Genomic DNA, 20,404 nt, shown 5'->3' with positions numbered 1-20,404 from the left:
CCAAGACCGGCTACAAGCGCATCTTCGCATCGGGCCTGCGCAATCCGGTTGGCCTCGCCATCGAACCGAAGAGCGGCGCACTCTGGGGCGTGGTCAACGAACGCGACATGCTGGGCGGCGACCTTGTCCCCGACTATCTCGCGCGCATCGAATTCGGTGCCTTCTACGGCTGGCCATGGAATTACTGGGGCGGTTACGAGGATCGCCGGGTCCAGCCGCAGCGGCCGGAAATCCGCGAATATACCAAGCGTCCCGACTATGCGCTGGGCAACCATGTCGCCCCGCTCGGCCTGACCTTCGCCGACAAGGTGCAGTTGGGCGCGCCCTATACCGATGGCGCCTTCGTCGGCCTGCACGGCAGCTGGAACCGCAAGCCTGCCGCCGGCTACAAGGTCGTCTATGTCGGCTTCGATGATGGCGAAGCGGGCAAGGCCAAGCCGGTGGACGTGCTGACCGGCTTCCTCGACAAGGACGGCGCAGCCCAGGGCCGCCCGGTCGACGTGACCGCAGACGCCAAGGGCGCCCTGCTGGTCAGCGACGATGTCGGCGGCGTGGTGTGGCGCGTGACGAAAGCGAAATAACACCCCTGCATCCGTTCGTTTCGAGCGAAGTCGAGAAACAAGTCTCGACACGCTCGAAACCAAGGATAATTCAGATCGTAATTCCGTTCCGCCCGGCCAGTTCGACCACATATTGCCAGGCGACGCGGCCAGACCGGCTGCCGCGCTGGGTCGCCCACTGGATCGCCTCTTGTCGATCGAAACTCAGGCCCAGCTTGCCCGCATAGCCGCTGACGATCGCCACATAGGCGTCCTGGTCGATCGCATGAAAGCCAAGGCTGAGGCCAAAGCGATCCGACAGCGCCATCTTGTCGTCGATCACGTCGCGCGGATTCACCGGGTCGTCCTGTTCCGACAGGTGGCGCGGCACGATATGGCGGCGATTCGACGTCACATAGAGGCGGACATTGGCCGGCCGCGCCGCCGTCCCGCCCTGAAGCAACGATCGCAGCGCGCGCGCATCGCCCACGCCATTCTCGTCGAAGCCCAGATCGTCGAGGAACAGCACGAACGGCCGCGTCGTCGCGCGCAACAGGGAGAAGAGCGCCGGCAGGCTCGCCAGTTCGTCGATCGCGCATTGCAGCAGGGCAACATCCTGCCCCTCCGCCTGCAACTTCCCTACGACGGCCGCAACAACCGCCGACTTGCCGGTACCGCGCGCGCCCCACAGCAGCACGTCATGCGCAGCATGGCCGGCGGCATGGCGGCGGGTATTTTCCAGCAGAGATCCCTTCTGTGCGTCGATCCCGCTCAGCAGGTCGAACTCTACCGGCGCAAAGGCGTCCACTGCATGGATCGCATCGCCGTCCCATACATAGGCACGCGCGGCGGCGAGATCAGCGGAAAGAGGCGGCGGCGGCGCAAGCCGTTCCAGTGCCTCCGCAATGCGGGTGAGGAGCGCGTCGGTCATAGCGCGGGCTTAGTCGGCGATCTACGACGCTTCAAGGCCGCCGCCCCCATTTCCTTATGTCATTCTCCTGTCGCAATGGCCTTTTACTCGACGGAACCGGGGACTATATCGCAGGGGCCGTGACCATCGCCAATCCAACCTATTCCACCCGTTCCTGCCGCTACGGCGCCGAAGCGCTGCGCGAGGCGGCCCTGCTCATTCGAGCCGGCGAACCCGTCGCCGTCCCGACCGAAACCGTCTATGGCCTGGCCGCTGACGCCACCGACAACCATGCGGTGGCGGCGATATACAGCGCCAAGGGACGCCCTAGTTTCAATCCGTTGATCGTCCATGTGGCCGACCTCGACATGGCGCGCGGCCTTGCGGATTTCTCGCCCGTGGGCGAAACGCTGGCGGCCCGTTTCTGGCCCGGCCCTCTGACCATGGTTCTGCCCGTGCGCGCCGACAGCGGCCTGTCGCCGCTGGTGATGGCAGGGTTGCCCACGGTCGCGCTGCGCCTGCCCGCCCATCCCGCGATGCGCGCGCTGATCCGTGAAAGCGGCCGCCCGCTCGCCGCACCGTCGGCCAACCGCAGCGGCTCGATCAGCCCGACCCGCGCCGAACATGTGCTCGCCAGCCTCGACGGCAAGGTGCGGATGATACTGGACGAAGGTCCGACCAGCGAGGGTCTGGAATCCACCATCGCCGCGCCGGAGGCCGACCGCATCCGCCTGCTCCGTCCCGGTCCGGTGACGGCCATGATGCTGGAGGAGGCGACCGGCCTCCCGGTGATCGTCGGCAAGGGCGATGTGAAGATCGAAGCGCCCGGCCAGCTCGAAAGTCATTATGCCCCGTCCAAGCCGGTGCGGCTGGACGCATTGCGGGCCGAGAGCGACGAATATCTGATCGGCTTCGGGTTGATGCCCTGCCACATCAACCTCAGTTCGGAAGCGGACCTGCGCGAGGCCGGCGCGAACCTTTTCGCCGCACTTCACATTGCCGACGCCAGCGCAGCGGCCCGCATCGCGATCGCGCCGATCCCGACCGAGGGCATCGGCGCTGCGATCAACGACCGGCTGAAACGCGCCGCGGCGTAAGGCTGGCGGCTGAGCTATCAGCCCCGCCCGTCAACCGCAATTGTCGTAACCAGCTTCGCGACACTGTTTGCGCCGTTCCTTCTCGGCCTGTTTGGCGGCCTTGCCGTCGCGCGCTTCCTGCTTGCGCATCTTTCGCCCATAATTGCGATCGGCCTCTTCCTGGCTGGTGGTCGACCAGTCCACGACCTGCGCGCCCGCACGCACCGGCGCAGTCACGACGCTCGCCACCGTCCGCACACATCCCGGCAGCATCAGCAGAACCAGCGGCGTGGCCAGCAGCAATAATGACTTCTTCATCTTACGTCCCCCGATAGCGATCGACGCGTCTCTAGCATGGTTCACATGAACCTTTGACTAAGAACGATGCGGGACAGGCTGGGCCGTCCGTTCAAACGGATGGATACCGACCACCGCGCTAACCACCTCGGCTGTCCTACATCGCCATCGAGTGCTACATTGGCGCGCGGCTCTTTCCATCGTCCACATCTGCGCCTTTTCGATAGGATCAGGCGCGCGCAACAAAATGTCGAAATCGGCGGGAAATGTGCGAAGTTAAGCGGCGCAAATCCTATTCCCCCGCCGCTGCCCCTTCACCCCTCAAAGGCCGCGATGATCGGGCAAGGCCCTTCTTCCGACGCATGGCATTGCCGGGCCAACCGTTCCAGCGCGCTCCGGGCCGTCTGCAATTCCGCGATCTTGACGTCCAGCGCCGCGATCCGCTCCGCCGCGAGTTCACGCGCCCGCGCCCGGTCCTGCCCGGCGTCGAGATGCAGCAGTTCGCCGATCTGTTCCAGGGTGAAGCCCGCGCCCTGCGCCGATCGGATGAAGGCCAGCTGCCGCGCATCCGCCTCGCCATAGCGGCGGATCCCCTCGCCTTGTTCGGGCGTGTCGAGCAGTCCGCGACGCTGATAATAGCGCACCGTTTCCACCCCGACGCCACCGGCTTTGGCCAGTGCGGAAATTGTCATGTTCATCCCTTGACTCCGGACCATGGTACGGACCTTATATGAACTGCATCCAGAAGTGATTTCAAGTCGGATGGATTATCCGACGCCTGCGAAATTACGGACAATGAATAACATTTCCAAGGATGCGATGATGACCAGCCCCGCCCCGAAAAGCGCCAGCCTGCACCGCATGGTCATGCCCGGCCACACCTGCCCCTATGGCCTGAAGGCGCGCTGGCTGCTCAAGCGCCATGGCTATCGGGTCGACGACCACTGGCTGACGACCCGCGCGGAAACCGATGCCTTCAAGGCGCAGCATGATGTGAAGACGACGCCGCAAATCTTCATCGACGGCCGGCGGATCGGCGGCCATGACGATCTGCGCCGTTATCTCGGCCTCAAGGTGAAGGATGCCAAGGCGATCAGCTATGTGCCGGTGCTGGCCGTGTTCGCGGTGGCGGCGCTTTTGGCGCTGGCGGTCAACTGGCTGACATTCCTGCCGCTCCTGTCCTTCATGACACTGGAGCGGTTCGTCGCGATCGCGATGATGCTGCTTGCCATGCTGAAATTGCAGGATGTGGATCGGTTCGCGACCATGTTCCTCAACTATGACCTCCTCGCCCGCCGCCTGCCGCCCTATGGCTTGACCTATCCCTTCCTCGAACTGGGTGCCGGCGTGCTGATGCTGACACGGGCGCTGGACTGGCTGTCCATCCCGATCGCGCTCTTCATCGGCGGCATCGGGACCGTGTCGGTGTTCAAGGCCGTCTATCTGGAAAAGCGCGAACTCAAATGCGCCTGCGTCGGTGGCAACAGCAATGTGCCGCTGGGCTTCGTATCACTCACCGAAAATCTGATGATGGTGGCGATGGCCCTGTGGATGCTGGCAAGCATCTACTAATCAAAGGCGTGGATGCTGGCCGGCATCCACTGATCAAAGGCGTGGATGGTTGCGGGGGCCACTGACTAATCAACAAACTGAATTCCGACTACTCCCCGTCCCGCCCATAGACGTCCGGCAGGAACTGCACCCCCTGCGCGGTCGGCACGGCGGTCAGGTAGGTGAGGTAGACCGGCACCGGCTGCGACAGGGGGACATGTTGTTCGGGCTTGTCCCCGTCCGCGCTGAGCGTCTTGCCGAAGAACCAGCGACCGAGACGCTGCGCATCTTCCAGCCGGACGCAGCCATTGCTGAAATGCCGGTCCTCCTTGGCGAACAGGTTCCGCTGCGGTGTGTCGTGCAGATAGATGCCAAGGTCGTTGGGGAACATGAACTTGACCTTCCCCATCGCATTGTCGCTGCCCGGCAACTGACGCACCCGCACTTCTTCCCGACCGGACGCCACCGCGTTCCAGTCGATCGCGCTCTGCGCCAGCGGCGCGGGATTGGCGCTCCAGTCGGCCAGCGCTTCGTAGCGCATCGCCTTGAGCGATCCGCCGCCAAGGATCTTGGGCGCCACCTTGCGCTCGACCAGATCGGGCGGAATGTTCCAATAGGGATTGAGCGTCGCATAGCGGATCATGCCCGCCATCAGCGGCGTCTGCGTTTCCTTCGTGCCGGCGACGACCTTCATCGTGCCGTCGAGCGTACCCTTGCTGTAATACCAGAGCCGGGCCGAGGCGGCGTCTACCACCACATGGCGCGTCCAGGGTCCGGGCAACAGCCGCGCCCGCTCCAGATTGAGCGCCAGCAGCCGGGCATAGCGCTGCGGCCCCTGATTGAGGGCGGAGATAGTCATAACGCCCGCGACACCATCGGGCTTCAAACCGTGGTCGCCCTGAAACGCCTTCACCTTCGCGACCAGCGCCTTGTCATAGGCTCCGCCGTCGACCAGCCCCAGCCTTTGGCGGAGCACGGCAATTCCGGCACCTTTGCCGCCGGGGCGCATCTTCACGTCTTCGGGCACGACGACGTCCGGCAGATCGCCCCACTTCCGGAGGTAGCCGTCCCTGGCATTGCGCAATTTCATATAGAGCGGACTCATCCAGCCGACGCTCTGGACATAGTCGGTCAGCGACGGCGCCAACGCAGCGGCGCGCAATATGTCCGCCGGGTCGGCGGCGCGCGGTTCGACTTCCTTGTCGAGATAGCGGATCTTCACGCCCTTCGCGGGCCGGCGCATGTCGGCGACGAGGCTGGCAAAACTGCGCGACAAAGCGAGGTCGACTCGCGCCAATGTCTTGGGCGTCGGCGCTGCGTCCGTTTCCTCGATCAAGCGTCGAAGGTCGCCCGGATCATAATCGCGCGGCTTCAGGCCATCGGCCTCGCTCTTGTCGATGAGGGCGAGCAACGCATCGGCCTGCGGCCCGACCCGACCCTTTTCCACCCAGAGCGGCCAATAACCGCGCGGCGCGTAGAAATCCCTATATTTCCCACCTACCTGCGCACGGATTTCCACACCGATGCTCGACCTGACGACCTGTCCGGCATCAGGCTGCGCCGACGCCGCCTGCGGCAGCACCGGAGCGATCAGCAGACAGGAAATAAAGGAAACGCGTAGCGGGAGGGCGCGGCGTAGATGCCGCGCCCAAGAATGCGAGTGGATCAGCCGCGTTCTCCCCGGCGAGGCGGCGGCGGGGGCGGAGGCGGCGGACAGGGCGGTCCCTGGATCGCGTGATAAATGCCGTCGGCAGTATAATAGCCGTCGATGATGCCATCGCCATCGCGATCGGCGGCAACGGTGCCGGCCACCGCGCCGGGACCGACCGGCGGCGCGCTCGTGACCGGAGCCTCATTCTTCGAGCAGGCGCTGAGCGCCATAAGCCCGGCGGCGGCCAAAGCCATATATCTGAATTGCATAAACACTCCCCTGGACGCGGGACGAAAATCCGACCGGCGCCGCCAGACCTCTCACCGCTTCAATGTACGGCGGGGAGCCAACGTTTCACTTTCCGAAACGAATCCATTACCCGATCGAAATGACGGCCAGCGGTGTATGAACAGCGCCGGGCCGTTCACGCCACCCAATCGGCCGACGCGATCCCCTGCGCATAAAGCAGAACCGACAGATCGCCATGGACGATCTCGGCAGCGGCGGCAGCGCGTGTCTTGGGCTTGGCATGATAGGCGACGCCCAGCCCTGCGCCTTCGATCATCGGAATGTCGTTGGCGCCGTCGCCCACCGCCAGCGTCAGCGTGCGGTCGATGCCCCCCGCAATCGCGGCTTCCAGTTCCGACCGCTTGCGCGCGGCGTCGACGATCGGAGTGGTCACGGTACCGAGCAGCGCGCCGTCGGCGATTTCCAGCACATTGGCGACATTCGCGTCGAAACCGATCTCCTCGGCCACCGGCCCGGTGAAGCGGGTGAAGCCGCCCGACACCAGCAGCGTGGTGGCGCCCCGCGCCTTCATCGTGCGGACCAGCGCCTTCGCGCCGTCCATGATGACCACGCGCTCTTTGCGGCACTGGTCGATGGCGCTGTCCGCCAGCCCCTTGAGCAGCGCGACCCGCTCATGCAGCGCGCCGGCGAAGTCGAGTTCGCCGCGCATCGCGCGTTCGGTGATCTCCGCGATCTGCGGCTTGATGCCGGCATAGTCGGCCAGTTCGTCGATGCACTCGACAGTGATCATAGTGGAGTCCATGTCGGCAATCAGCAGCTTCTTTTCGCGATCGGCGGCCGGCTGGACGATGACGTCCACCTTGTCGCCCACGTCGGCCAGCGCCGCACGGGCGGCAGCCGGATCGACCGCGAAGAAGATATCGGCCGCCTTGTCCGCATCGAGCCAGGTGGTTTCGCCCGGCTGGCAACCGGCGTCCCGCAGCCGTTCGACGGCCTCGGCAATATCCCCCTGCCCCATCGAGCCACTTGCCACTAAGGTCGCGACGAACATGAACACTCCTGAAACCGATCCGGGCGAATCCCGCCCCCGCGTCGCGCTTATTGCCGGGCCAACCGCCAGCGGCAAGAGCGCGCTGGCCATTGCGCTCGCCAAGGCGGCCGACGGCATCGTCATCAACGCCGACGCCAGCCAGGTCTACGCCGAACTCGCCATATTATCGGCTCGCCCCTCCGCCGAGGAAATGGGCGACGTGCCCCATCGCCTGTTCGGCCATATCGACGGCGCGGAAGCCTGCACCGCGCCGCGCTGGGCGGCGGAGGCGAAGGCGGAGATCGACGCTGCCCATAAAGCCGGCAAGCTGCCTGTGCTGGTCGGCGGGACCGGCCTCTATATCCGCACCCTGCTCGACGGGATTGCGCCGGTGCCGGAGATCGATCCCGCCATCCGCGCCGCCGTCCGCGCCATGCCGGTGGCTGATGCGCATGAAGCATTGGGCCGCGAAGACCCGGAAGCCGCCGCCCGGCTCGCCCCGGCCGACACGACGCGCGTGGCCCGCGCCCTGGAAGTGGTACGCTCCACCGGCAAACCCTTGAAACAGTGGCAGCAACACAAGGCCGGCGGGATCGGCGACCGCATCGCTTTGTCGCCGATGATCCTCCTGCCGCCGCGCGACTGGCTGATCGACCGGTGCGACCGGCGTTTCGCGATGATGATGGAGGGCGGCGCGATCGAGGAGGTCGAGACGCTGCTGACCCGCGACCTCAACCGCGACCTGCCGGTGATGCGGGCGATCGGCGTGCCAGAGATTGCGGCTTTCCTCGAAGGCGACAGCGATCTGGACAACTGCATAGCGAAAGGCAGCCTGGCCACCCGCCAATATGCCAAACGCCAGTATACCTGGTTTTCGAACCAGCCGCCCCCGGATTGGCCCCGCGAAAGGCAAGAAATAGATAATAAAATTATCGATCAATTAGCAATTAAATTACAGCAATAGTGCTTGACCCGTCATTTTCTGTCCACTAGAGGCAGGCGCCTTGCCATCAAAGGCGCGGGCGCGCAAAGCACCCTACCTGCATCAACGGAGGAGTATTATCGTGGCCGAAAAGAGCGGCGCGGACATATTGGTCGAATGCCTGGTCGATCTGGGCGTCGAAGTCGTGTTCGGCTATCCGGGCGGCGCAGTGCTTCCTATTTATGACGCGCTCTACAATCACCCCACGATCAAGCATGTGCTAGTCCGTCATGAGCAGGGCGCGACCCACATGGCGGAGGGCTATGCCCGTTCCACCGGCAAGCCCGGCGTCGTGCTCGTCACCTCCGGCCCCGGCGCGACCAATGCCGTCACCGGCATTACCGACGCGCTGATGGATTCGATCCCGATGATCGTCATCACGGGTCAGGTTCCCACGCAGCTGATCGGCACCGACGCGTTTCAGGAAGCCGATACGATCGGCATCACGCGCCACTGCACCAAGCATAATTATCTGGTGAAGACCCCCGGCAAGCTGGCCGAGGTCATTCATGAGGCGTTCCATATCGCCACCACCGGCCGCCCCGGCCCGGTCGTCGTCGACATCCCCAAGAATGTCCAGATCGCGACCGCGCCCTATGCCCGTCCGGAACTGAAGGTCCATGCCAGCTATCATCCGCAGACCAAGGCGGACGATGCGGCGATCGACGTCGCGGTCGAGATGCTGGCTGCGGCCGAGCGTCCGATCCTCTATACCGGCGGCGGCGTCATCAACTCCGGCCCGCAGGCGAGCGCGCTGCTGCGCGAACTGGCCGCACTGACCGGCGCTCCCGTCACCTCCACCCTGATGGGTCTGGGCGCCTTCCCTGCCTCGTCCGACCAGTGGATGGGTATGCTGGGCATGCACGGTACCTATGAAGCCAACTGGGCGATGAACCAGGCGGACCTGATCCTGTGCATCGGCGCCCGCTTTGACGATCGCGTGACCGGCCGGCTAGATGCCTTTGCGCCCAACAGCAAGAAAATCCACATCGATATCGACCGCAGCTCGATCAACAAGATCGTCGATGTCGATGTCGCTGTCGTGGCCGACATCGCCAGCGCGCTGGACGACATCATCGCGCTGTGGAAGCTGCGCAATCACCAGAAGGCTGACCTGACCGAATGGTGGGCGCGGATTGCTGGCTGGCGCGCGCGCAAGAGCCTGGACTATGCCGAGAATGGCACGGAGATCATGCCCCAGCGCGCGATCGCCGACCTCTATGCGGCGACCAAGGCGACCGGCAAGGATGTCATCATCACCACCGAAGTCGGCCAGCATCAGATGTGGGCGGCCCAGCATTTCGGGTTCGAGGCGCCCAACAAGTGGCTGACCTCGGGTGGGCTTGGCACTATGGGCTACGGTTTCCCGGCGGCCATCGGCGCGCAGATGGGCAATCCCGACAGCATCGCCATCTGCATTGCGGGCGACGCCTCGGTCCAGATGAATATCCAGGAAATGGGTACCGCGACCCAGTATCGCCTGCCGGTGAAGCTGTTCATTCTGAACAATGAATATATGGGCATGGTCCGCCAGTGGCAGGAACTGACCTATGAAAGCCGTTATTCCAACAGCTATTCGGACAGCTTGCCCGACTTCGTGAAGCTGGGCGAAGCCTATGGCTGGACCGGCATCCGCATCGAAGGGCCGCAGGAACTGGAAGCCGGCATCCGCCAGATGCTGGAAACGCCGGGGCCGGTGATCGTCGATTGCCGCGTGGCGAAGCTGTCCAACTGCTTCCCGATGATCCCGTCGGGCGCGGCCCATACCGAAATGCTGCTCGACCCCAGCCAGGTCGAAGGCGTCATGTCGGACGAGGCGAAGGCTCTGGTATGAGGGCGCCGATGTGACACAGCATCTCAAGCTCCGCATTCATGTCACCGAACCCTGGGATTTCGAACGGATCGCAGGGGTGGCGGAGCTGAGCGGTTGGACCATCGACTATGCCGACCCGGACAATGAAGAATGGGAAGTGCATCTGGACGAAGGGTTCGACTTTCACGAGCGGCATATCGGCACTCTGCTGGTCGGTCCGCGCTATGTGGGCGAGCATCTGTCACGGATGATGGATGCGGTGGCGGGCTTCCCGGTCCGCGTCGCCTACCGGCAGGACGGCAACTGGCAGTTCGCCTTCGCCGCAATGATTTCGCAGCGCCACGATAAACCCGAACAAGACCGGGACGGGCGCGAAGACCAGGATAACGGGGCTATTTGATGCATATCCAGGAAGAGTTGAGCCAGCGACACGTCCTGTCGCTGACCGTTTCCAACGAGGCCGGCATTTTGGCGCGGATCGCGGGCCTGTTCACCGCGCGCGGCTATAATATCGACAGCCTGACCGTGGCCGACATCACCGACGACCATGCGATCAGCCGCATCACCATCGTCACCAGCGGCCCGCCCAAGGTGATCGACCAGATCATCGCCCAGCTCGACCGGCTGGTGCCGGTGCATAAGGTGACGGACCTCACCGAAAACGGCCCCTTCGTGGAGCGCGAACTGGCGCTGGTGAAGGTTGCGGGCGTGGGCGAGGACCGGATCGAGGCGCTGCGCCTGGCCGACGTGTTCCGCGCCAAGGTGGTCGACACCACGATCGAGAGCTTCATCTTCGAGATCACCGGGACGACCGAGAAGATCGACAATTTCGTCGGGCTGATGCGTCAGATCGGCCTGGTCGAAGTCGGCCGCACCGGCGTCGTCGGCCTGATCCGCGGCAAGGAGCCGAACTGAAGAAATTACCCCTCTCCCCTCGCGGGAGAGGGAGGGGCCCGCCGCCCAGCGGTGGGAGGGTGAGGGCGATCGAGCCCCTCTCCCGCGCGCAGGTGGTCCCCCTCACCGCAAATCACGGCGCCTCAACGCGCCAATCGGACTGAAAGAAGGAACGTCAAATGAAGGTTTATTACGACCGCGACGCGGACATCGGCCTGATCAAGGGCAAGAAGGTCGCCATCCTGGGCTATGGTTCGCAGGGCCACGCCCATGCGCAGAACCTGCGCGATTCGGGCGTCGCCGAAGTCGCGATCGCCCTGCGCGCCGGTTCGCCTAGCGCCAAGAAGGCCGAAGGCGCAGGCTTCAAGGTTCTGCCCAACGCCGAAGCCGCCGCTTGGGCCGACGTGTTCATGATCCTGGCGCCCGACGAGCATCAGGCCGCCATCTACGCCGCCGACGTGCATGAAAATCTGCGGCCCGGCGCGGCGCTGGCCTTCGCCCACGGCCTGAACGTCCATTTCGGCCTGATCGAGCCGCGCAAGGACGTCGACGTCATCATGATCGCCCCCAAGGGTCCGGGCCACACCGTGCGCGGCGAATATGTCCGTGGCGGCGGCGTGCCCTGCCTGATCGCGATCCATCAGGACGCGACCGGCAACGCGCATGACATCGCCCTGTCCTACGCTTCGGGCGTTGGCGGCGGCCGTTCGGGCATCATCGAAACCAACTTCCGCGAGGAATGCGAAACCGACCTGTTCGGCGAGCAGGCCGTGCTGTGCGGCGGCACCACCGCGCTGGTCCAGGCCGGTTTCGAAACTCTGGTCGAAGCGGGCTATTCGCCCGAAATGGCCTATTTCGAGTGCCTCCACGAACTGAAACTGATCGTCGACCTGATGTATGAAGGCGGCATCGCCAACATGCGCTATTCGATCTCGAACACCGCCGAATATGGCGACATCAAGACCGGCCCGCGCATCATCACCGAAGAAACGAAGAAGGAAATGAAGCGCGTTCTGGCCGACATCCAGTCGGGTCGCTTCGTGAAGGACTTCGTCCTCGACAACCGCGCCGGCCAGCCGGAACTCAAGGCGAGCCGCATCGCGTCCCAGCGCCATCCGATCGAGGAAACCGGCGCCAAGCTGCGCGCGATGATGCCCTGGATCGGCGCCAACGCGCTGGTGGACAAGGAAAAGAACTAAGCCAGGAAAGCGGCATAACCGGAACGAACCGTTTCCGGTTACGGCTCTGGAACAATCGAGGGGCGCGGCATATTGTTGCAGCGCCCCTTGAGCGTTTTTCGGAGTCTTTTTTCATGCGCAAATTCCTGATTCCCGCCGCCGCCCTGATCGCCGTTGCCGGCGGTACCGTCGTCATCGCCCAAGGCGCCGCGACGCCCGGCACCAAGGACGTCGCCAAGGTGATCGGCGGCACCTATCAGGTCGAACCGAGCCACACCCAGATCGTCTTCGCCTATGACCATATGGGCTTCACCAACAATATGGGCGTCGTGACCATGCCGACCGGCACGCTGACGCTGGACAAGGCGAACCCGTCCGCGTCGAAGGTGTCGATCGAAGTGCCGATCGCCAACCTGACCACTGGCATCCCCGCGCTCAACGAGCATCTGGCCAAGGCCGAGTTCTTCGACGCCGCCAAGTTCCCGAAGGCGACCTTCGTTTCGACCGGTGTGAAGGCCGACGGCGCGACCGGCGCGACCATCACCGGCAATCTGACCATCAAGGGCATCACCAAGCCGGTGACGCTGGACGCCGAATTTTACGGCGCTGGCGCAAACCCGATGAACAAGAAGGAAAATGTCGGCTTCGTGGCCACCGGCACGATCAAGCGCAGCGATTTCGGCATGGGTATGGCGGTGCCGGTCGTCGGTGACGCGATCGAGCTGAAGATCATCGCTGCCTTCCAGAAGTAAATATGATGCGCCCGCCGGTACAGTTCATCCTGCTTCTGAGCATGGTCGCACTCGTGCCGGCGGCTGCAATGCCGCCTGTCCCGGCAGCGCCACAGGCGGCTGCGGTACTCTATGCGCCTGGCCGCTATCAGGTCGACAGCCAGGCGACCAAGGTGCATTTCCATGTGAAGGCGTTGATCGGCAATTATGACGGCGATTTCGTCGAACCCGAAGGCGCGGTCGTGATCGATCCGGCGAAACCCGACCGCGCCTCCGTCGACATCGCTTTCCCCGTCGAGAAGCTGACCACTGGCGATACATCGACCGACACCATGCTGAAGGGCGAGAGCTTTTTCGACATGGACAAATTCCCGACCGTCCGCTTTGCCGCGCAGGACGCGCCTTTGGCCAGCAGCGATACGCCGACGCCGATCGCTGGCGAACTCACCATGCATGGGCAGACGCGCCCCGTTACCCTCTCTGTCCGATTGATCGGCGTGACGCCCGATGAAGCCCCCGGACTGTCGGTCTTGCACTTTGCCGGAACCATGTCCGTGGAGCGCAGCCATTTCGGCATGGGCTTTGGCCGCCCCTTCGTTTCCGACAAGGTCGACCTCACCATAGACGCAATATTCCGTCGTTCCTGACCAACGTCCGGAAAGAATCATCTTTACCACTGCCCCCGAAAAGGGTTAAGGGGCACGTCATGCAGAGCGTCGCGCTTCTTACCCTGCTACGACTTACACGCCCTTAGGCGTGGCTTTTGTGCTGCCTTCCGGCTAAGGGCAGCGTCGATCCGCCTAAGGGCATTCATCACAGTCAAGTCGTACTCCGGGAGCGCATGTGTGCCCCGACCGTGAAGAAGTAGTTTGATCCCATGATGCTGACCGATCCCTCGCAAAAATATCGCGCCTTCCCCCAGGTGGACCTGCCCGACCGCCGATGGCCGTCGAATGTCATCACCAAGGCGCCCCGCTGGCTGTCGACCGACATGCGCGACGGCAACCAGTCGCTGATCGACCCGATGAATGCGGAAAAGAAGCGCCGCTTCTTCGACCTGCTGGTCAGGGTCGGCGTCAAGGAGATCGAGGTCGGCTTCCCCAGCGCCGGCGCGACCGAGTTCGATTTCATTTCCGGGCTGGTGCGCGAAGGCGCGATCCCCGACGACGTGATGCCGCAGGTACTGACGCAGGCGCGCGCCGACCTGATCGGCACGACATTTGAATCGTTGCGCGGCGCCAAACAGGCGATCGTCCATGTCTACAACGCCGTGTCGCCCGCCTGGCGCAACATCGTGTTCCAGATGGAACGTCCCGAAGTGCGAGAAATCGCCGTCAACGCGGCCAAGCTGCTGCGCGACCATGCGGCTGCCCAACCCGACACTGACTGGCATTTCGAATATAGTCCCGAAACCTTCTCAACCGCAGAGCTGGATTTCAGCCTGGAGTGCTGCGAGGCAGTGATGGACATTCTCCAGCCGACGCCCGAACGGCCGCTGATCCTGAACCTGCCCGCCACCGTCGAGTGCGCGACTCCCAATATATATGCCGACCAGATCGAATGGATCTGCCGCAACATTTCGCGCCGCGACAGTGTGGTGATCTCGCTGCATACGCATAATGACCGCGGCACCGGCGTTGCCGCCGCCGAACTGGGCATCATGGCGGGCGCGGATCGTGTCGAGGGCTGCCTGTTCGGCAATGGCGAGCGTACCGGCAATTGCGACCTGGTGACGGTGGCGCTGAACATGTACACGCAGGGCATCGACCCTGAACTGGACTTCAGCGACATCGACGAAGTCATCCAGACGGTCGAATATTGCAACCAGCTGCCCGTTCACCCGCGCCACCCCTATGCCGGCGAACTGGTCTTCACCGCCTTCTCCGGCAGCCATCAGGACGCGATCAAGAAAGGCTTTGCCGCGCAGGAAGCGCGCAACGACCTGATCTGGAACGTACCTTATCTGCCGATCGATCCCAAGGATCTGGGCCGCGACTATGAAGCGGTGATCCGCGTCAATTCGCAGTCGGGCAAGGGCGGCGTCGCCTGGGTGCTGCAACAGGACAAGGGCTTCAAGCTGCCCAAGCGGATGCAGGCCGACTTCTCGAAGGTGGTGCAGGCGCTAGCCGACCAGTCGAGCCGCGAGCTGAATGCCGCCGATATCTCGGCTGCGTTCGAAAGCCATTATTGCATGACCGACGACCAGCCCTATGCGCTGATCGACTATCATGAAAGCGGCGCGGCCGGCGATCGCATCTTCACCGGCAAGATCACGCATGACGGCGGCGAGCGGTCCATTTCCGGGCGCGGCAACGGCCTGATCTCGTCGGTGCTGGCCGCTCTGCGCGACGAACTGGGCGTAACGCTGGAAGTCGCGGACTATAATGAGCATGCGATCGGCGCAGGCACCGATGTGAACGCCGCAGCCTATGTCGAATGTCGCACGCCCGATGGCCGCACCGTGTTCGGCATCGGCACAGACAGCGACGTCGCGACCGCTTCGGTCAAGGCCGTGCTGTCGGCCGCGAATGGGATCGTGGTGCGGGTTTAACGCGCACCTATCCTTCCTCCGTTCGGTTCGAGCTTGTCGGGAACCATTCTCGACGGATGCTTCTCGACTTCGAAGCTGCTCGAACCGAACGGAGGAGAGGGCCTACTTACTTCGCCAAGGCCCGGACCAACCGGTCCCACTGCTCCAGCGACTCCCTGATGCCGGCCACCGGCACACGCTCGTTGAGGCCATGGGCGAAGCCGTCCTCGGCCTTCATGAACAGGCTGGATACCCCATAGCTCGGAACGCCCATCGCCCGGAAATAAAGGCTGTCGGTGGCCCCCGCCGACATGCCGGGCATCACCGTCACGCCCGGCGCGCGCGCCGTCACCGCATCCTTCACCGCCTTCAGGACGTCGGCCCGCAGCGGCGAAGCGTCGCTGGCGAGAGGATCGCCCAGGGTCTTCACCGTGGCGCTCGGATCAGCCACCACCTTAACCAGTTGCGCCTTCACGTCCTCGATCGTCACGCCGGGGAAGATGCGGCAATTGACGCTGACCTTCGCGCTTTGCGGCAGGGCGTTCAGCGCATGGCCCGCCTGCGCCATGGTCGCGACGCAGGTCGTGCGCACCTGCCCGACAAACTCCGGTCGGGTGGACAGAAGATCGGCCGATGCCTGATCGCCGGTCTCCGCATAGCGGCGCATCGCCTCGCCAACCTCCCCGCCCATGCGGCCGGCGGAAAGGGCCAGCGACGCCTTGGTAAGCTCGTTGCGCATTGGCGGGAATTGATAGGCGGCGATCCGGTCGATCGCCGTCGCCATGCGATAGATGGGATTACCCGGCGTCGGCGCGCTCGAATGGCCGCCGGCATCGGTAAAGGCGAACTCGAAATCGGCATAGCTCTTCTCGCCCGCCTGCAACTGGTAGAGAACCGACTTGCCCTCATCATTCAGCAGTCCGCCGCCGCCATCGCCGTTCAGCAGCAACTCGATATCCTTATATTGGGTCGCCAACGCCTTGGTCGTCACCATGTCGGTTTCCTCGTCGCCTGACAGCAGCAGGATAACCGTCCGGCGCGGCTTCCACCCTTCTTTCTTCAGTTGAGCCATAGTCGCGACCATCATCGCGACGTCATATTTATTATCCTCCGACCCGCGCCCCAATATGTACCCATTCTCCTCGACCGGCACGAAGGGATCGCGCGTCCAGTCCGCGCGGTTCGCTGCGACCACATCCATATGGCCGATCAGCGCCATGGGCTTGAGCTTCGGGTCGCTGCCCCTGATCGTCGCGGCGAAGGTCGCCGTCTCGCCCATCGGCGTGATGACGATATCCGCATCGGCAAAACCAGCCGCCTTCAACACCGAGGCATAATAGGCCGCGAGCTTGGGCACCTGCCCTTCCCCCTGCACCGTCTTGAAGGCGACCGAGCGCATCAGGATGTCCTTCGCGGTGCCGGCATCGGCCGCCGCCTGGGCAACTTGCGGCACGGCCAGTAGCATCGCCCCCAAAAATGCGCCCCGCATATCCATATATTTCTACTCCCCGATAACTTGGCCGATGGATTGATGCGTCATATCTGGCATAGCGGATCGGCCCGGCCAATGCGTTTGACCGGTAATGTGCGGAAAGAGGGCCACCTCATCCGCGTTGAATCCCTTGAAAGAATTGCTTGCGCGCAATCGGATGGAACGCGTCCGATATAGGCGGCCGGTCGCCCAGAGGAAAAACACATGGCCCTCAACTATCGCAGTTTCGGATTTCAGGTTCTTGTCGGCATGGTGGTCGGCCTGCTGCTGGGCCTTGTCGCGCGCCAGATCGGCGCAGGGCCGAATGGCGACCTCAACTGGCTGGCAACGGCGCTGAAGACGGTCGGATCAATCTTCGTGTCGCTACTGAAGGCAATCGTGCCGCCGTTGGTGTTTGCCGCCATTGTCGCGTCGATCGCGAACCTCCGCGCGCTGGACAATGCCGCGCGGTTGGCGGGACAGACCCTGCTCTGGTTCGCGATCACTGCGCTGATCGCGGTCAGCATCGGCCTTGCCATCGGCCTGATCGTCCAGCCGGGCGCGGGCCTGCATAGCACCGCCCTCGCCATGGGCAAGGCGGATTCAGTCGGCGGCTGGCTCGATTTCCTCAAGGGTCTCGTCCCCGGCAACAGCCTTGCGCTGTCGGGCAGCACCAAGATCACCGATGGTACGGCCAGCACAACCCTGTCCTTCAACATCCTGCAATTGCTGGTCATTTCGATCGCGGTTGGGCTTGCGACGCTCAAGGTCGGGGACAAGGCGGAACCCTTCCTGGCCTTTGTCCGCTCGCTGCTCACCGTGGTGCGAGCGATCCTCGGCTGGGTCATCCGCCTGACACCGATCGGATCGGCCGCCCTCATCGGGACCGCCATCGCCACCTATGGCTGGAGCGCGCTGGCGCAGCTCGGCACCTTCACCGCCGCCATCTATCTCGGCCTCGCGCTGGTGCTTCTCGTCGTCTACCCGATGCTGCTGATCTTCAATGGCCTCAAACCCGGCCCCTTCTTCGCCAAGGCCTGGCCGGCGATCCAACTGGGCTTCGTGTCACGCTCCTCGGTCGGCACCCTGCCCGTCACCGAGGCGGTGACGGAGCAACTGGGCGTCGACAAGGGCTATGCCGCCTTTGCAATTCCCTTGGCGTCCACCACCAAGATGGACGGTTGCGCCTCCATCTATCCGGCGCTGGCGGCTATTTTCGTCGCAGGATTCTACGGTATCCCACTGCACTTCATCGACTATGTGCTGATCGTTTTCGTGTCGGTTATCGGATCGGCAGCTACCGCAGGCCTGACCGGCGCGATCGTGATGCTGACGCTGACCCTATCGACGCTCGGCCTGCCCTTGGAAGGCGCGGGCTTGCTGCTGGCCATTGACCCGATCCTCGACATGGGCCGCACGGCGGTGAATGTCGCCGGGCAGGTGCTGGTCGGCACCATCGTCGCCAAACGTGAGGGGATACTGGACGAAGCCGCCTATTACGGCGCAGGCGCGGATCCGGTTCCGGCCATCGCCTGAAATGAAAAGGGGACCAACTGGAGGCCCCCTTAACAAACTTTATCGTGACACCCGCACGAACGTCAGTTCATCGCCAGGATCATGCTCCGCACCTGCGGATAGACCTGCTTTTCCCATTTGCTGCCGGAAAAGACGCCATAATGGCCGACGCCGGGCTGGAGGTGATGGCGCTTCAGATGCGGGCGCAGGCCGGTGCAGAGCGCATGCGCAGCGGAGGTCTGGCCTACGGCGCAGACATCGTCCCGCTCGCCTTCGACGGTCAGCAGCGCGGTCTTGTGGATCGCGCCCGGATTGATCTTGCGGCCGCGCACGGTAAGTTCACCCTTCGCAAGCAACGTGCGCTGGAACACCATGTCGACGGTTTCGAGGTAAAATTCCTTGGTCATGTCGAGAACCGCGAAATATTCCTCATAGAAGGTCTTGATCTTGTCCGCCTCGACCGTCTTGCCGTCTGCCAGGAGCTGATACAGCTCGCGATGCTGGGCGCCGTGTCGCTCCATGTTCATCGACATGAAGGCCGAAAGCTGGAGGAAGCCCGGATAGACTTCGCGCCCGCGTCCGGCATAGCGGAAGGGCACGACAGAGATCAGATTATCCTCGAACCATTCGATCGACTTTTCGTTGGCGAGGTCGTTCACCGCGGTCGGCGCCGCATTCGGGTCGATCGGCCCGCCCATCAGCGTCATGGAACGCGGCGTCGCCTTGTCCTTGTCCTCCGACATCAGCGCCACGGCAGCCATGGCAGGCACGCAGGGCTGGCATACCGACACGAGATGCGCACCTTCGCCCAGTTCCTGGAAGAAGCGGATCACATAGTCTACATAGTCGTCAAAACCGAAGCGCCCGGCCTCCAATGGCACGTCGCGGGCATTCTTCCAGTCGGTGATGTAGACATCATGGTCACGCAGCAGCGTTGCGACGGTGCTGCGCAACAGGGTCGAGAAATGGCCCGACATGGGCGCCACGACGAGCACGCGCGGTTGTTCTGCCTCCACATCGTCCTTCACGAAGTGCAGCAGGTCACCGAACGGCAGTTCGAGGGCGATCTCCTCCCGCACCGACACTTCCGCATTGCCGCTGGTAACGGTGAGGATGTCATAGGCCGGACGCTTGTGCGTCAGCTTGGCGCCCTGGAACACGTCCATCAGCGCGAACATGCGGCGCGGCATCGCCCAGTCCGCCATCGGACCCATCCTGTCCCGCATGCCGAGTGCCCACTGCGCGCCAAGGCGCGCAGGGGCCAGCATGTCATTCCAGGCCTGATAACCGCTATAGAGCATCCGCATGATCGCAAACTTGCCTTATATTGAACCTGCAAACCGAATCGGTCTTTTGCTGAAACGCTATACAGGCTTTTTCTGTTGCACTGCATCATCATTAATGTGAGCTTGGCCTAAAGCAGGAGGGTGCCATGGCCGTCGCGGAACTTACTCTTTCCAGTAAGAATTATTCCTCTTGGTCCCTGCGCGGTTGGCTTTTGTGTCGCCTCGCCGGCCTTCATGTCGTCGAAAAGATGATCGCTTTGGACGATCCGGAAATCCGCGCGGAACTGCTGCTGCTGTCCCCGTCGGTGCTGGTGCCGCGGTTGACGCATGAGGGCGCGAGCGTGTGGGATACGCTGGCGATCGCCGAATATCTGCACGAACTCTATCCGCAGGCGGGCATGTATCCGATCGACCGGATCAGCCGCGCCCATTGCCGGTCGGTGTCGGGCGAAATTCATTCGGGCTTTACCAACCTACGGTCGGCTCTGCCGATGAACCTCAAGGTCCGGCACGCCCGTTTCCCGATCTTTCCCGGCGCCCGCCCCGATATCGAGCGGGTGGAAACGATCTGGGAAGAATGTCTGGACACATATCACGGCCCCTGGCTGTTCGGTAACAAACCCACCGTTGCCGATGCCATGTTCGCACCGGTAGCCCAGCGTTTCCTGACCTATGCGGTCTCGGTATCACGCAAGACGGCC

21 protein-coding genes are annotated in these 20,404 nt (G+C 63.5%); 13 read left to right on the top strand and 8 right to left on the bottom strand.

Features of this window, described 5'->3' with window-relative positions:
* Positions 1–581 (top strand): PQQ-dependent sugar dehydrogenase (locus tag VMR39_RS12575; RefSeq protein ID WP_325416329.1); only part of this gene is annotated, 581 nt, incomplete at its 5' end.
* 70 nt (positions 582–651) lie between these two features.
* On the opposite strand, the gene VMR39_RS12570 is transcribed toward VMR39_RS12575, so the two are convergent.
* Positions 652–1,470, bottom strand: a complete 819-nt coding sequence (locus tag VMR39_RS12570; RefSeq protein ID WP_325416328.1) for an ATP-binding protein — start codon at positions 1,468–1,470, stop codon at positions 652–654.
* Positions 1,471–1,589: 119 nt separating this feature from the next.
* Here VMR39_RS12570 and VMR39_RS12565 point away from each other — a divergent pair, with 119 nt between their 5' ends.
* The gene (locus tag VMR39_RS12565; RefSeq protein ID WP_325416327.1) at positions 1,590–2,546 is read left to right on the top strand and encodes an L-threonylcarbamoyladenylate synthase; all 957 of its coding nucleotides are present in this window, start codon (positions 1,590–1,592) and stop codon (positions 2,544–2,546) included.
* Between the two features lie 30 nt (positions 2,547–2,576).
* Here the strand turns inward: VMR39_RS12565 and VMR39_RS12560 are convergent, their stop codons facing one another.
* Together VMR39_RS12560 and VMR39_RS12555 are read right to left on the bottom strand one after the other, a co-directional pair.
* Positions 2,577–2,843, bottom strand: coding sequence for a hypothetical protein (locus VMR39_RS12560; RefSeq protein ID WP_325416326.1), 267 nt, complete (start codon positions 2,841–2,843; stop codon positions 2,577–2,579).
* Positions 2,844–3,136: 293 nt separating this feature from the next.
* Complete coding sequence (locus VMR39_RS12555) at positions 3,137–3,520, bottom strand: MerR family transcriptional regulator (protein ID WP_325416324.1); 384 nt, start codon at positions 3,518–3,520, stop codon at positions 3,137–3,139.
* A 124-nt stretch (positions 3,521–3,644) separates the two neighbouring features.
* On the opposite strand from VMR39_RS12555, the gene VMR39_RS12550 reads away from it, so the two are divergent.
* The gene (locus VMR39_RS12550) at positions 3,645–4,394 is read left to right on the top strand and encodes a glutaredoxin (protein ID WP_325416322.1); all 750 of its coding nucleotides are present in this window, start codon (positions 3,645–3,647) and stop codon (positions 4,392–4,394) included.
* Between the two features lie 88 nt (positions 4,395–4,482).
* On the opposite strand, the gene VMR39_RS12545 is transcribed toward VMR39_RS12550, so the two are convergent.
* The 3 genes from VMR39_RS12545 to serB form a co-directional block, all read right to left on the bottom strand.
* Positions 4,483–5,955, bottom strand: coding sequence for a L,D-transpeptidase family protein (locus VMR39_RS12545; protein ID WP_325416320.1), 1,473 nt, complete (start codon positions 5,953–5,955; stop codon positions 4,483–4,485).
* 83 nt (positions 5,956–6,038) lie between these two features.
* Positions 6,039–6,293 carry a hypothetical protein gene (locus VMR39_RS12540; RefSeq protein WP_325416319.1) on the bottom strand — a complete coding sequence of 85 codons (255 nt, stop codon included), beginning with the start codon at positions 6,291–6,293 and terminating at the stop codon, positions 6,039–6,041.
* Between the two features lie 155 nt (positions 6,294–6,448).
* On the bottom strand, positions 6,449–7,324 hold the full coding sequence (gene serB / locus VMR39_RS12535) for a phosphoserine phosphatase SerB (RefSeq protein ID WP_325416318.1): 876 nt from the start codon (positions 7,322–7,324) through the stop codon (positions 6,449–6,451).
* Between serB and miaA the strand changes: the two genes are divergently transcribed.
* The 8 genes from miaA (at position 7,323) to leuA (ending at position 15,452) form a co-directional block, all read left to right on the top strand.
* The gene (miaA, locus tag VMR39_RS12530) at positions 7,323–8,267 is read left to right on the top strand and encodes a tRNA (adenosine(37)-N6)-dimethylallyltransferase MiaA (RefSeq protein ID WP_325416317.1); all 945 of its coding nucleotides are present in this window, start codon (positions 7,323–7,325) and stop codon (positions 8,265–8,267) included. The two genes, serB and miaA, sit on opposite strands and share 2 nt — an antisense overlap.
* Before the next feature lie 100 nt (positions 8,268–8,367).
* Positions 8,368–10,119, top strand: coding sequence for an acetolactate synthase 3 large subunit (locus tag VMR39_RS12525; RefSeq protein ID WP_325416316.1), 1,752 nt, complete (start codon positions 8,368–8,370; stop codon positions 10,117–10,119).
* A gap of 10 nt (positions 10,120–10,129) precedes the next feature.
* Positions 10,130–10,498 carry a hypothetical protein gene (locus VMR39_RS12520; protein ID WP_325416315.1) on the top strand — a complete coding sequence of 123 codons (369 nt, stop codon included), beginning with the start codon at positions 10,130–10,132 and terminating at the stop codon, positions 10,496–10,498.
* On the top strand, positions 10,498–11,013 hold the full coding sequence (gene ilvN / locus VMR39_RS12515) for an acetolactate synthase small subunit (RefSeq protein ID WP_325416330.1): 516 nt from the start codon (positions 10,498–10,500) through the stop codon (positions 11,011–11,013). The genes VMR39_RS12520 and ilvN overlap by 1 nt, the downstream gene beginning before the upstream one ends.
* Positions 11,014–11,171: 158 nt before the next feature.
* On the top strand, positions 11,172–12,191 hold the full coding sequence (gene ilvC / locus VMR39_RS12510) for a ketol-acid reductoisomerase (protein WP_325416314.1): 1,020 nt from the start codon (positions 11,172–11,174) through the stop codon (positions 12,189–12,191).
* A 113-nt stretch (positions 12,192–12,304) separates the two neighbouring features.
* Positions 12,305–12,922: a YceI family protein gene (locus VMR39_RS12505; protein WP_325416313.1), complete on the top strand. Its 618-nt coding sequence runs from the start codon at positions 12,305–12,307 to the stop codon at positions 12,920–12,922.
* Between the two features lie 2 nt (positions 12,923–12,924).
* Entirely contained in the window at positions 12,925–13,548 is a 624-nt protein-coding gene (locus VMR39_RS12500) for a YceI family protein (RefSeq protein WP_325416312.1), read from the top strand.
* A gap of 230 nt (positions 13,549–13,778) precedes the next feature.
* The gene (gene leuA, locus VMR39_RS12495) at positions 13,779–15,452 is read left to right on the top strand and encodes a 2-isopropylmalate synthase (RefSeq protein WP_325416311.1); all 1,674 of its coding nucleotides are present in this window, start codon (positions 13,779–13,781) and stop codon (positions 15,450–15,452) included.
* A 106-nt stretch (positions 15,453–15,558) separates the two neighbouring features.
* On the opposite strand, the gene VMR39_RS12490 is transcribed toward leuA, so the two are convergent.
* A complete protein-coding gene (locus VMR39_RS12490) occupies positions 15,559–16,926 on the bottom strand; it encodes a M20/M25/M40 family metallo-hydrolase (RefSeq protein ID WP_325416310.1) in 1,368 nt (455 codons plus the stop codon).
* A 201-nt stretch (positions 16,927–17,127) separates the two neighbouring features.
* Between VMR39_RS12490 and VMR39_RS12485 the strand changes: the two genes are divergently transcribed.
* Positions 17,128–18,438 (top strand): dicarboxylate/amino acid:cation symporter, encoded by a 1,311-nt coding sequence (locus tag VMR39_RS12485; protein ID WP_325416309.1) that lies wholly within the window; start codon positions 17,128–17,130, stop codon positions 18,436–18,438.
* A gap of 62 nt (positions 18,439–18,500) precedes the next feature.
* Here VMR39_RS12485 and VMR39_RS12480 read toward each other — a convergent pair whose 3' ends face one another.
* Positions 18,501–19,724, bottom strand: coding sequence for a polyhydroxyalkanoate depolymerase (locus VMR39_RS12480; RefSeq protein WP_325416308.1), 1,224 nt, complete (start codon positions 19,722–19,724; stop codon positions 18,501–18,503).
* 125 nt (positions 19,725–19,849) lie between these two features.
* On the opposite strand from VMR39_RS12480, the gene VMR39_RS12475 reads away from it, so the two are divergent.
* Positions 19,850–20,404 (top strand): glutathione S-transferase (locus VMR39_RS12475; protein WP_325416307.1); only part of this gene is annotated, 555 nt, incomplete at its 3' end.

Origin of the sequence: Sphingobium sp. (genome assembly GCF_035511395.1) — a bacterium.
Classification (GTDB): domain Bacteria; phylum Pseudomonadota; class Alphaproteobacteria; order Sphingomonadales; family Sphingomonadaceae; genus Sphingobium.
The sequence above is the reverse complement of the archived record's forward strand: the minus strand, read 5'-3'. Positions and strand labels throughout refer to the sequence as shown.